Source organism: Dysgonomonas hofstadii (assembly GCF_014196915.1).
GTDB lineage: Bacteria > Bacteroidota > Bacteroidia > Bacteroidales > Dysgonomonadaceae > Dysgonomonas > Dysgonomonas hofstadii.
Genome location: NZ_JACIEP010000016.1, coordinates 75,212 through 87,969, shown reverse-complemented (window position 1 = coordinate 87,969; position 12,758 = coordinate 75,212). Strand labels below are relative to the sequence as shown.

General features: G+C 38.9%; 14 protein-coding genes. 1 reads left to right on the top strand and 13 read right to left on the bottom strand.

Features of this window, described 5'->3' with window-relative positions; translation table 11 throughout:
- Nucleotides 1-194 precede the first annotated feature (194 nt).
- The 9 genes from GGR21_RS17655 to GGR21_RS17615 form a co-directional block, all read right to left on the bottom strand.
- Nucleotides 195-1,136, bottom strand: coding sequence for a phospholipase A (locus GGR21_RS17655; protein ID WP_183308566.1), 942 nt, complete (start codon nucleotides 1,134-1,136; stop codon nucleotides 195-197).
- A 13-nt stretch (nucleotides 1,137-1,149) separates the two neighbouring features.
- Nucleotides 1,150-1,629: a YkgJ family cysteine cluster protein gene (locus GGR21_RS17650; RefSeq protein ID WP_183308565.1), complete on the bottom strand. Its 480-nt coding sequence runs from the start codon at nucleotides 1,627-1,629 to the stop codon at nucleotides 1,150-1,152.
- Nucleotides 1,616-2,680 (bottom strand): asparaginase, encoded by a 1,065-nt coding sequence (locus GGR21_RS17645; RefSeq protein ID WP_183308564.1) that lies wholly within the window; start codon nucleotides 2,678-2,680, stop codon nucleotides 1,616-1,618. The genes GGR21_RS17650 and GGR21_RS17645 overlap by 14 nt, the downstream gene beginning before the upstream one ends.
- Before the next feature lie 53 nt (nucleotides 2,681-2,733).
- Nucleotides 2,734-3,393, bottom strand: a complete 660-nt coding sequence (locus tag GGR21_RS17640; RefSeq protein ID WP_183308562.1) for a TatD family hydrolase — start codon at nucleotides 3,391-3,393, stop codon at nucleotides 2,734-2,736.
- Nucleotides 3,394-3,472: 79 nt separating this feature from the next.
- Complete coding sequence (folE, locus tag GGR21_RS17635; protein ID WP_183308560.1) at nucleotides 3,473-4,036, bottom strand: GTP cyclohydrolase I FolE; 564 nt, start codon at nucleotides 4,034-4,036, stop codon at nucleotides 3,473-3,475.
- A gap of 23 nt (nucleotides 4,037-4,059) precedes the next feature.
- Nucleotides 4,060-4,557: an SPOR domain-containing protein gene (locus GGR21_RS17630; protein ID WP_183308559.1), complete on the bottom strand. Its 498-nt coding sequence runs from the start codon at nucleotides 4,555-4,557 to the stop codon at nucleotides 4,060-4,062.
- A gap of 70 nt (nucleotides 4,558-4,627) precedes the next feature.
- Nucleotides 4,628-5,386: a triose-phosphate isomerase gene (gene tpiA / locus GGR21_RS17625; protein ID WP_183308558.1), complete on the bottom strand. Its 759-nt coding sequence runs from the start codon at nucleotides 5,384-5,386 to the stop codon at nucleotides 4,628-4,630.
- 112 nt (nucleotides 5,387-5,498) lie between these two features.
- Entirely contained in the window at nucleotides 5,499-6,830 is a 1,332-nt protein-coding gene (locus GGR21_RS17620) for a BT_3928 family protein (RefSeq protein ID WP_183308557.1), read from the bottom strand.
- A gap of 3 nt (nucleotides 6,831-6,833) precedes the next feature.
- Nucleotides 6,834-7,388, bottom strand: a complete 555-nt coding sequence (locus GGR21_RS17615) for a DUF1599 domain-containing protein (RefSeq protein WP_183308556.1) — start codon at nucleotides 7,386-7,388, stop codon at nucleotides 6,834-6,836.
- A gap of 1,111 nt (nucleotides 7,389-8,499) precedes the next feature.
- Between GGR21_RS17615 and GGR21_RS17610 the strand changes: the two genes are divergently transcribed.
- Nucleotides 8,500-9,054: a bacteriophage terminase small subunit gene (locus tag GGR21_RS17610; RefSeq protein WP_183308555.1), complete on the top strand. Its 555-nt coding sequence runs from the start codon at nucleotides 8,500-8,502 to the stop codon at nucleotides 9,052-9,054.
- A 339-nt stretch (nucleotides 9,055-9,393) separates the two neighbouring features.
- Here the strand turns inward: GGR21_RS17610 and GGR21_RS17605 are convergent, their stop codons facing one another.
- The 4 genes from GGR21_RS17605 to GGR21_RS17590 form a co-directional block, all read right to left on the bottom strand.
- Nucleotides 9,394-10,878 (bottom strand): glycosyltransferase family 39 protein, encoded by a 1,485-nt coding sequence (locus tag GGR21_RS17605; RefSeq protein ID WP_183308554.1) that lies wholly within the window; start codon nucleotides 10,876-10,878, stop codon nucleotides 9,394-9,396.
- Nucleotides 10,866-11,435 (bottom strand): gliding motility lipoprotein GldD, encoded by a 570-nt coding sequence (gene gldD / locus GGR21_RS17600; RefSeq protein ID WP_183308553.1) that lies wholly within the window; start codon nucleotides 11,433-11,435, stop codon nucleotides 10,866-10,868. Before gldD ends, GGR21_RS17605 begins: the two co-directional genes overlap by 13 nt.
- A gap of 74 nt (nucleotides 11,436-11,509) precedes the next feature.
- Nucleotides 11,510-11,965 carry a single-stranded DNA-binding protein gene (locus tag GGR21_RS17595; protein ID WP_183308552.1) on the bottom strand — a complete coding sequence of 152 codons (456 nt, stop codon included), beginning with the start codon at nucleotides 11,963-11,965 and terminating at the stop codon, nucleotides 11,510-11,512.
- 132 nt (nucleotides 11,966-12,097) lie between these two features.
- On the bottom strand, nucleotides 12,098-12,607 hold the full coding sequence (locus GGR21_RS17590) for a mechanosensitive ion channel family protein (protein ID WP_183308551.1): 510 nt from the start codon (nucleotides 12,605-12,607) through the stop codon (nucleotides 12,098-12,100).
- Nucleotides 12,608-12,758 lie beyond the last annotated feature (151 nt).

Below are 12,758 nucleotides of genomic sequence, written 5' to 3'. Positions count from 1 at the left end.
GTTGTCATTTCTTTTCAAAGATCGCCCGCTTTACTTAAAAATCCATTATTTCATCCCTATTTCATGACTCCATTAAGGAGCAAAGCGGGTGCAAAGATATGTATTTTTTATTCTTTCACAAATTATTTCAGGAAAGTTTTTAAATTAATTTTAAGATAAAACCAGAACAATCTTTCAATGAAGTTATTACGATTTTAATAAATACTTAAAAAATCTGGTTTAATAACGATTCCTAATCTTAATCGTTGACGATATTGTTTATAATCTAGCATAGATTCGCCATATCCGTTATAGTATTCGAGGAATAAATACTGGCTGTCATCACTAAACAGCCGCACTGAAAAATTTGCGACTATATTTGCATTAAGATTTACTCCTCCTCTCTTATTTATAAAAAGACTGGCATTATATTTCCTTTTAGGACTTGAATATTCCATTCCAAACGAGCCCCAGCCCGAGTAATGAACAATATCTTTATTGTTAGTACCATCCACAATTGGAATCCATGCCTTGGCATGGAAAGTCCAACGATCGTTGAACATCAGGTTGGTACCAAAAGAAATTTTATTCCAACTGCGGGAAGCGTCTCCATCTTTCCCATTTGATTCGTGCTCGAACTGCAACATGACAGTACCAAGAAAACGATTATGACGCACAACAGCGCGCCCCAACCCGAGAGTAGGATTAAAATTCAGGTCTCTGAATGGAAATGAATCCTGAAAAACATTCCAAAATGCTTTTTGAGTATACGTAAGAAAGAAATAGGTTTTAAAAGGTAAAGTACTATTTGTCAACCTCTGGCGAATGCTTACCTGAAATTTTGCATCCGAGTTCCAATCATTAGGCTTATGAAACAAATCGGTACCTACAATAAAATAATTATCTTTATAGATACCAAAAGACGGTAAAGCATCGAACCGGTTTATTATACTATCTGCATTACTCAGTTGCTTTGATGCCCCAAACATGGAGCCAACAATAGCATCGGCCTGATGGTCTATAAAAGTTCTGATCTTGCCATCTGTCGTGTCTTTGTTTTGTTTTTCAGTATTAACAGGATCTTGTGTAGTTTCATTTTGGGCAAAAGCCGGAGTCAGCGTTAAAAGGCATAACACAAAAAAATAAAAGAATCTCATAAATTTCTCTAAATTACTTTTCCATTAATCTCGATAACACCTCATATGCTATCGGGCAAGTTTCTGTATTTTTAACAGTTAGTTTGAATATTTGTTCAAACTTCTTACGGTCAGTATGAGGATACTCCCGGCATGCCTTAGGACGATATTCGTAAATAGAACAATAATTATCGGGCATAAGAAAAGGGCAGGGTATCGACTTGAAAACATAATCCCCATCTTCATCAATTTTCAAATAGGTATTAACAACCTCAGACGGCTTCATCCGCAATGCTTTGGCCATACGATCAATATCTTTATCAGAAATTGCAGGTCCCAAAGAACGGCAACAGTTTGCACAGGAAAGGCAATCAATAGAAGCCGAAACATCTTCATGGATTTGCTGTATTTCCAGATCCATTTTTGCTAAACGTTTCTTATTTTTCTTATAATATTGAAGGAAAAGCGGTTTGGTTTTTTCCGCCATTAGCCTGAGGTCCTTATATTCTTTCATTTATACGATCTTCGGGGCGGGTAGTTTCACCGACTAAAGGTACTTTCATTCTGATTTTTATATCTTCTTTCTCGTATTTATGTCCGATTAGAAACATAAGCTTTGTGATAGCAGCTTCAAATGTCGCATCCGATCCGCTAATCACACCGGCTTTGAGCAATTCTCTTCCTGTCTCGTAACGCTGCATATCTACCATACCTGTATTGCACTGGGTAATATTTACGACGACAACTCCTCTCTTCACGGTTTCGCGAACCAGTTCGATAAACCAGGGAGACAAGGGCGCATTACCCGAACCATAGGTCTCCATTATAACTGCCTTTATGTCTTTCAGCCCCAAAATAGTTTCTACTGTTTTTCTGTCTATACCGGGAAAAAGTTTTAATGAGGCGATACGGTTATCCAGCCGATAATGGAATACAGTCCTTTTATCGTAATCGGGCTGAAGTATAAGCTTGCGGTCATACCTTATTTGTATCCCGGATTTTGCGAGATTGGGGTAATTGTATGATTTGAAAGCATTGAAATTATCTGCATTTACTTTGGTCGCCCGGTTTCCCCTTATTAAATCGTTTTGAAAAAAGATACATACTTCAGGAACAATGGGGTTACCTACCAAATCTTTATCGGCAGCTATTTCGAGTGCAGTAATAAGGTTTTCTTTTGCATCGGTACGCAGTTTACCTATTGGTAATTGTGAACCGGTCAGCACAACAGGTTTCTGAAGATTTTCCATCATAAAGCTCAGGGCTGATGCGGTATATGCCATTGTATCTGTACCATGCAAAATTACAAATCCATCGTATTTATCATAATTGGTCTCAATGGTATGAACCATCTTTTTCCAATGCTCGGGTGTGATATCGGATGAATCTATAGCAGGATTAAAAACAATATGGTCTACCTGAAAACGGAACCGCTGTAATTCGGGCAGATGATTTGTCAGATGGGCAAAATCGAAAGGCTCGAGCGAACCTGTCTGAGGGTTTTCTACCATCCCTATCGTACCGCCTGTATATATTAATAGTATATGTGCATTTATGTCGATCATACAAAATAACACTTTGAACCTGTAAAAATAATGAAATATAATAAATTACAATATTATTTTGTCAGTATTTTGAAGTTTTCATCTATATTTTCCTCAATAATTTCAGCAAATTGACAAAAATCCATATCCAAAACTTCAGAAACAGAATTATAAACCTGACATATTGAAGATTCAGACATATCGGTTTCACAAAATATAGATTCCAGAGGAATATACTTCAACGATTCCGCATTAAACCGTTCTCCTATTGAAAACTTAAAGCCTATTTTACTTAACTGCTTCGTTTGTTCGGCATTTCCCCTATATCCGTGAATAACCCACGGAACATCCGTTTTATATTCCTTAAATAAAGCGATCAGTTCTTCCCAGGCTTTTACACAATGGATAATAAGGGGTTTGTTGTTTTCTTCTGCCAATTCTATCTGATTTCTAAAAACCTCTGTTTGAATATCAAGATCAGAGCCTTGTAGCTTATCCAATCCGGCTTCCCCGACAGCGACTACTCTGTTATCTTTTACAATCTTTGCCAGTAAATCCATATCAGATTCAATTTCTTTTATATACCATGGATGAATACCGCAAGAATACCATACATCCGGGGAATCCGTTCTTTTTGCATAAAAATCCTCCGGATATGTATTTAAAACACATATTTCATTATAATCATTGCCCGAAGCAGATATTTTGTGAGTATGGATATTATATAAATTCATCGATAACCTGTCTATAAACAAAACGGGGTTATTTCTTTCTGAAAAAACCCCGGATCTTTATTTTGTTAAACCTTCTCCCTTACCGGATAAGGCTTATAAACTCTTCGCGGGTTTTCATCTGGTTGAACACTCCTGTAAAATCGGAGGTAGTTGTTGTAGAGTTTTGTTTCTCTACTCCACGCATCTGCATGCACATATGCTGGGCTTCTATAACAACCATTACTCCCAGTGGATTCAACGTTTTCTGTATACACTCCTTTATTTGCAGAGTCATCCGTTCCTGCACTTGCAAACGACGTGCAAAAACATCCACAACACGTGCTATCTTACTCAATCCTGTGATATAACCATTCGGGATATATGCCACATGGGCTTTACCCCAGAACGGCAGCATATGGTGCTCGCACAGAGAATAGAAATCTATATCTTTAACGATGACCATTTGCCGGTAATCCTCCTTAAACAACGCCTTATTCAGTATTTCGGCAGGATCTTCGCTATAACCTTTTGTCAGGAATTGCATCGCTTTAGCTACTCTCTCCGGAGTTTTCAGCAAGCCCTCGCGGGAAGCATCTTCGCCCAAAAGGGATATAATATTCTTATAATGACCGGATAGCAACTCTATCTCCTGTTCTTTTTGCATTACCGTGAGTCTCCTTTATATAATTAATTTACAGGTTTTTTCACTACGTCCGAAACCACATACATTTCCCGCCCCATGGTTGGAAAACTTTTCTTCATCTCTCTCAAGACAGATTCGGCATCTTCCTTACTCAGGAAATTACCCACGCGTAAACGCCAGAACGGAGAATGAAAACTAACCACAGACTCCAGTTCCGGAAAAGCCTCCCTCACTTGTGCCTGCTTCGATTCGGCCTCCCTTTTAGAGCGTTGTTGGTTATTACCGGAGTAAACCTGTATTTTAAATCCTTTTACTTTAGTGAATTCTGCGTTAGAATCAATAACGCCTGGTTTTTGTGTAGTGTCAGTTTGTTGGCGAATGGCAAGTAATCCGTCCACTACTTCATCCTGCATGACAATCACCCTGCCCTGTCCCGATTTGGACGAGTTCAATTCTTCTATTATTGTCTTCTCCCCGCTCTGGGAAAAAGAATAGACAGAGCATAAAAAAAATGCAAGAAAAAAGGAAAGACTCTTTGTCATAATTGTACTAATTAAAAGAATATAGCGGAAGCCATTTACATAAGCTTCCGCAATATTACATATTCTTATTTTAAAAACCTTCTATTACAGGCATAAATTTCTCAACATCGAGAGAAGCGCCTCCGATCAGACCTCCGTCTATATCAGGGCAAGAGAACAGTTCCTTTGCATTTCCACCATTTGCACTACCTCCATAAAGAATAGAAGTGTTATCTGCTACTTCTTCTCCATATTTCTCTGCAATAGTTTTGCGGATATACGCATGCATTTCCTGCGCCTGCGCTGATGTAGCGGTAAGGCCTGTACCAATAGCCCAAACCGGCTCGTAAGCTATTACGATTTTAGAGAAGTCTTCGGCAGAAAGGTTAAACAACGCATCTACTGTTTGTTTTTTTACAACATCGAAATGTATATTTTTTTCTCTTTCATCTTTAGTTTCACCGATACAGAAGATTGGTTTAAGACCGTTAGCCAAAGCTAAAAGAACTTTTTCTTTAAGGATAGCATCTGTCTCGCCATAATAAGTACGACGCTCAGAGTGGCCAAGTATTACATATTTGGCTCCGGTAGAAGCGACCATTGCAGCCGAAACCTCACCTGTATATGCACCGGAAGCTTTATCCGCACAGTTTTGAGCAGCAACATTTATTCTTTTATCGTTGATAGCAGCCGAAACCTGTGCCAAATGGATGAACGGAGTGCCAAGAACTACTTCGCAATTGATTTTATCTTTGTCAGCCAAAGCGACTTCCAGAGCTTTTACAAATTCGATACCTTCCTGAAGATTTTTGTTCATCTTCCAGTTTCCTGCAACAATGTTTTTTCTCATGACTTGAATGTTTATAATTTATTATTAGGTCGCAGACCTTTTTATTTAGTTTCCTATGTATAACAGCCAGACTATTTCTGAATCAAAATTTTCATTAAACACTTTCTCTTATTCAGGGCTCTTCTTTTTCAACAGATTTTGCTTCTTCTACCCTTCGTCTGCGATAGACAAGGAAATCGAAACCTTTCAATGCCAACAACGGAATCAGAAAGAACGTACACACCATGAACATATTTTTCTTATTCTCGTATTCAGCATCAATACTTGTATATTCAGGTAAATCGTTGAGTGGTTTCACGAGGTCACTTTCCGAAGGAACAGCTATATCTGCCCATTTGTTGATCACTATACCGTTTTTTAACAACAGTAATCCCGGGTTGGAACGTATTATGGTTTTCAATGTACGTTCATCCATTGTGCAAAAATCGAAATTGATGACATTCTCGTTTGCCCAACTCATGATCTCACCGGTAGGCGAGGCTGTCAGGCAATAAAATTTATAACCGTTATCGGTCGCATAATTCTCTATATCCTCGAAACTACTAAGATATGAGACACTCATTTCTGATAGCAACGGACTTATCATCAAAAAGACATAATTACTATCCGATAATACCTCCCGGGTTATATCGTATTGATCGAGTAATTCCGTTTTCTGCGGGTTAAAATCCAGCTTGTTTATAACAAAATCTTTGATAGGAGAGGATTCTCCTTCGTCTATCACTTTGGTCTCCATGCGGACAAACACCCATGTGGAATCTTCCCATGGATAATTTTCTTCCGTAAATTCTTTTTCCACCCCATCTTTAGTATATACTAAAAAGGATTCTTCGAGCCTGCCTTTACCTTCATCTACATCCATCAGTTCAGGTAGATTGGCTCCAACTTTATACGGGCGGAAATCGAACAGGGGATCTAAAAGATAATTGCGAAATGTAAACAATCCGATAAAAATAAATATATACAGGAATGCCAGCCAATAGGTCTTACCGCTAAAGAGATTGCTGATGCGCTCGTGATATATAAAAGTAATTACCGAACATATCAGCAATACAATATTTTTATAGAAAGTCTGCCAGTTAGTAATCACCAAAGCATCGCCAAAACAGCCACAATCATCTACCGGATCGGCTATCGCAAGGTACAATGTGAGAAGAGTCATAAAACCCATCACTAATAGCATCAATCGCGAGTTCCATTTGCGATAAAGCCCGAAAAGCATACATGCCCCCATTGCAAATTCAACTATACACAGCAAAGCGGAAGCAGGTAGAGCAAGAAAAGACAGTGATGAGAAATCGAACGCGGCAAGATAGTCTTCGATCTTGTAAGCTGTACCAAACGGATCGACAGCTTTTACAAAACCCGAAAAAATAAAAGTAACTCCCAGTATGATACGGGAAATCTCAACCAGTACTTTTATTATGAAATTTTTCTTGATCATCTATTAATTTTCGCCGTCTTCAGGAAATTCCAGTTTTATGAGTCCGAACAGTGAATAATTAACCATATCCATATAATTGGCATCAACACCTTCCGAGACGAGCGTTTCTCCTTTATTTTCTTCTATTTGTTTTGTGCGGTAAATCTTTGTCAGTATAAGATCGGTATAGGAACTTATACGCATGGCACGCCAGGCCTCATCATAATCGTGGTTTTTCGCATACATCAGTTCTTTGGTTTCTGTCATATGCTTGTCATATAATGCCAGTACCTGATCTTCATCCAGGTCTACACTGTCAGAATATCCCAATTCGAGTTGTATAAGCCCGATAATGCCATAGTTAACAATACCTATAAATTCGGGAATGATCCCTTCATTTATCATACTGACACCCTTTTCTTCGATACTCCTTATCCGCTTCGCTTTTATCAGAATCTGGTCTGTCACCGACTGTGGGCGAAGTATACGCCATGATGCCCCGTAATCCTTCAGTTTCTTGGCAAAAAGAGTACGGCATATTGCTATTACATGTTCGAATTGCTGTTTGGTATCTGCCATGTTAATATCTCTGTTTTCAGGCTACAAAGGTATGAAAAATAGTTTAATGTAATGAATAATGAAATAGTTTATCTATGATTTAGTTAATGATGCGAATCAGCAGTTAGATTTAATCGTTCTATTTTGCTAACGCGCCTTCCGGCTTGTTTTCTCAACTTTTTTCTTGATAAAAAAGTTACAAAAACTAATTAAGATTGAATACACTACGTTCGGTAAATTTCAAGCAAGCTTGACTTTACTCTCACTTAAACGTGTATTTCAAGGCTGCATTCCCCAGCGACCCAAAACCGGCGTTGCGGCTGAACAAAAAGAACTCGCTCATCAGCAAAGCTAAATACGAATCTTATGTCTAAGCTCGGACAGCTTTTTGTTCTACGCCTCCACTGCCGGATTGGGTGCCCCGCCTAGAGAACGGATGCCCCCGTTGGCGCGGACATCTTGTCCGTGCCTCCCCGAGCGATCTTTTTGCTTCGCAACACACAAACTGGAAGTCTGCGCGAGCAAGGATGAGCCACCAAAGCATTTTTGCATCCTTTTTTTGCTTAGGAAAAAAGGATGGCAAGTAATCTTCGATTACGCGCAGTAGAAAATTGAACAATTATTTTTTACAATAAAGTTTATATTTAATAAAAGAGTAAGATGCATGTTTTTAGGCGTTTTAGTTGGAGGGTGTGTCAAAGGCTGATTGATAGTATCAAATTGATATTCTATATTGTCATGTTGAACGATAGTGAAACATCTCTTCTATCAAAAGAGATTCTTCCCTGCGGTCAGGATGACAAAGAGATCGTAGAAATTACTTTTGACACACCCTCATAATGATACAGATAGAAAACGACTTTAGTCAAAACATTTTGGCTAAAGCCTTTATCCGATTAGACCATTATCCTCCAGCTAAAGCAGGAGGCTATTAAATCATAGGGAATAAACCATATATAACCTTATTGAATATAAACTCTAATCATAATAATTTCAACTACTGATTGGCATAACTAATATCCTTTCATCAAAAACAAAGATGTTTATCTATACTGAAAAACGGCCCCTAACCCCCGTAGGGGGAATAGCCTCCCCTGTGGGGAGGTTGGAGGGGCCCCTAAAAACAAAAACTATGGCTAAGTACACAGAAGAACTAGTATCGGAAATCCTATCATTGATCGAATCCGACATTTACACAGTAAAAGAACTATGCATGGTGGCACGTATCTCCCGTGAAACTTACTACCAGTGGCTCGACACCAAACCCGAGTTTAAGAAAGCGGTGGATGAAGCCATGCGCCAGCGGGACGAGATGCTGGTGTCCATCGCCCGTGCTTCGCTTCGCAAGAAACTGGAAGGTTATACACTCGAAGAAGAGAAAGTGGTGTATGAACCCGCCAAAAGCAATCCGCATGTGCAGATAGAAAAATCACGGGTAGTAAAGAAGAAACAATATCCGCCGAACTTAGCGGCAATCAAGTATGTGTTGGAACAGGAAGAAAAACGCAAGGAGAAAGAAGCGGCAGAAAAGCCGAAACTACGGCAGCAAATTATTTATGTAAATAACCAGCATGAGGCCGACTTGTTTATTAAACTGGATAAGCACCTGAACGGGGAGGATAGCCAGGTCATCAGGATGGCGACCGAAGAGGAGAGGGAGAGAATTGAGAATCAGAGCCCCCTTTAGTTCCCCCGGTGGGGGAAAACAGGTCCTCCCCTGCGGGGCAGGGCTGTTAAGTTCTGAAATTTATACCCTCTTTGTCATGTTGAACGGAGTGAAACATCTCTTGTAAGATAAGAGATCCTTCGTTTCACTCAGGATGACAGCAGAAAATAACAGAACAAAGCAGAGAACTTAACAGCCCGACCCCAAGGGGAGTCAGGAGGGGCTTGATTTTGTCAGGTTTGTCAGGTTTTACAAAAAACATAAAATAAAAAAGCACTGCAAAAGTGTAACATTTGCCTCGCCTTCGCTTCGGTGATCGTTGATTGTAACTTTTTTCGATAGTATAGATTGATTATCAATTTATTCTTTTAATCGTATCCGATATAAATAAATATCAGAAGCATGCAGGCTATCTGTAATGATATATTGAGACCCGACAGTTTGCCAAAAATGATGAAAATCTTGCTGAACAGCCTCTCTCTCCTGATGAACTAAGATAAATTCACCGGCAGGCAACGAGTTTATCTTATCGAAAACGAAAGGCCGGAAATCGACATCTGTGGTATCAAACACCAGAACCTGATAGTGATTACCGGGAGCTATCAGTTGAAGACGTGGCATTACATGATAGGAAAAATCATTTACAACAAAGGTTTTTTCCTTTATAGCAAAATCCCTGATCTCCTTATATGCTGTTCCGGTTTGGCTATAATATTTCAATCCTGAAGATATTCTTATGCCACTATCTACAAGCAGCAAGAGGAAAAAGAGCATTGTCAGCCATTTATATTTATCGAATGATTTTGCCAGAACCATCGCCAAACCCAAGACGAAAAGGCCAAAGGAACAGGTCATATAGCGGGTAACCAGAACAGGCAGATAAGTGACAGAAACAAGAGCACCAATAGTAACAGGAATCAGAAAAATGATAAAAGAAAGAATTATATAATCCGATGATTTTTCTTTACTTCTAAGACTTGTTATAAGAGCCGCCAGTGTGAGGAACAATTGGATCAGCATAATGATTATAAGGCCTATCATCATTTGCACCTTACTAAAATCGGTAAACGGCAGCCATATCTCCTTAGGTGAGTAGAAATAATAAATATGGAGAAACAGATCGTTAACAGTCAGTGGCTTTATCCAATAATCTTCGGATATCATTCCAATCTGGCTTATCAATTGGATCAGCCAGGGCAAATATATAAGTAAGAATAGTATGCCCCAAAGGAATATACCCTTCCATTGTTTTTTCTCTTTAATGAGGAATACCAAAAGGATGAGATATATACCAAATAGGCTTAATAACCCATAGTTATGGAGATAGGCTGCACAAAGACCGGTGAAAAGGAATAATAACCAATATTGCATTTTCCCGATCCGATAGACCTGAAAGGCAGATAAAGCGGAAGCGAGGACAAAGAACATCGTCCACGAGTACATCCTTATCTCAGTAGCCAGATACTGGGAAACAGGAAAAATAATGATCAGTAGAATAAAAGAGATCGCTACCCGGTGACCAAATAGTTTCCTTACAGGGAAACAACCCAAAAGAATAACAGCCAAAAGACCTAAGGTAGAGAAACACCGGAAAGAGAAAAGAGAATCTCCGAATAAAGAAGTGAAAGCCTTTAAGCCCCAGTAATAGAGAGGAGGATGGACATCAGATGCTGTGACGCTCCATATATCAGAATAAGAAGCTTTAGATAAGAAGATAGAATAGGCATCGTCGTAGTGGGCAGTTATATTCTTGCAATCAAGATGGATAAACAGCCCCATACCCAGCAATATCAGGATTGTATATATAAGAGTCTTTGTCTTTATCAGTGCTTTCAGTTTTTCCATTTCAACGATTCCATCAGATATACAATATCGCTACGGATATATTCTACAATGGGAGCTACTGAATCTATCTTTACATTCTGATCGAAGTAGAGGGAACCCCGCAGAAAGTTAGACGTATTGTCTGTTATATAGAATTGTACAGGAACCGCTACCAGCCCTTTTATATCATATATAACGCCCTCTTTATGATTCAGGGAATCGGTATATTGGGACTGGAAAATACCCTCTGCTCTTGATGTATGGCTATATGCGAGTTGGTAACTATCATCCAGAGCTTTTGACAGGTCTTCCTTTTTGATGGGTATATAAGTGCAATAGAGTGTAGCATTGTACTGAGGATAAAGAATATTGAACCAATATCCCGGATTGGCCTCATTCTTTACCTCCTCTATCTTAGCATCAGCAGGATATAGAAAAGAGAGTGCCGGATTTTCAAACTTCAGATAATCGTAGTGGGCCCTGTCGAAACGCTGAAAACCTGCCGGACGCGGAGTATATTCGGCACAAGACAGAAACAAAAACGGAAATATGAGATATAACAGACCTCTATTCTTCATACTTGTATAAAAGGAAACAGATTAAAGCAGACCAGCCGGACTGAATTAATCTGTTACATTATCTATATCAACCTTCAGAAGGGCAGATCATCCTCTTCAGAAATATTCGGAGCATTATAGTTGTTAGAATTGGGATTAACGTTGTAATTATCATTGGCGGGCTGGTTATATGGCATATCACCTTCACCCTCTCTCCTCCGGCTACCCAACAATTCCAGATTATCGGCATAAATCTCGTTCACATAGCGCTTAACACCATTGGCGTCGTCATATGTACGCGAACGTATCTTTCCTTCAATATATACCTGTACTCCTTTTTTCACAAATTGTTCAGCTACTTTCGCCAATCCACGCCAGCAAACTATATTATGCCATTCGGTGCGATCGGGTATCTGAGTTCCATTAGCGGCAGTATATCCTCTTTCGGTCGTAGCAAGGGTAAAGTTGGCAACAACACTACCATTGTCAAAATATTTCACATCGGGATCTTTTCCTACATTTCCTATTAAAATCACCTTATTTACAGACATATTCTCTCTTGGTTTTTACTTAAACATTCACAAATATAATTAAAGCCGAATGTAGAGCCGGAGTTTACTCCGGGCTATGCTGAGGCGCCATTATATTCTACAAATATAGGAAAAATTTCCACTTTGCTTATTTCATTGCTCCTTTTCTTTCTCTTTTCCCATCGAGACCATTTTCTGCAGGAACAACGAGTTAGGTATAACAATAAGTTCGTCTTCTTCGGTTCTGAGATAGGTATAGAAAGTAAGGATATTCTCTATTGTAGCATTTATTGGCAGATCTTTATCCAGTATATGAATATGGTCTCCTATGCGGAAGGGGGTTGTGAAATATATGATCATTCCGGCAGTCACATTACTCAGGATAGACCATTGGGCAAAAAACGCTACACCAATAACAGCAAAGACCGAAGACATTGCAAGCAACATATTATGAGGACGTACTCCCCATATAATGGCAAGAATAGTTATAGCCGTAATATTGATCAGAATATTGATCACTCTGACTACATGAGTTGTGCGCACCTCTGACTTCAGAGTGACAGAGTTGTACTTTTCTATAATTTTGCGAAGAATATATTTAGAAAGCGGAATACTTATAACTGTAATAACAGTTGCCACTATCTGAGGTAAAAAAAATTCCATCCTTTGTTCCTTACGGTCTCAGACCAATTATTATTCCCCTATATATACTTATAAAGGATATCGCCATATTAAACACTCTAGATTACTTATTTTAGCAAAAGTAATAATAAAAAAGACGCAATCCTTTCGGACTACGTCTTTAAAGATCTAT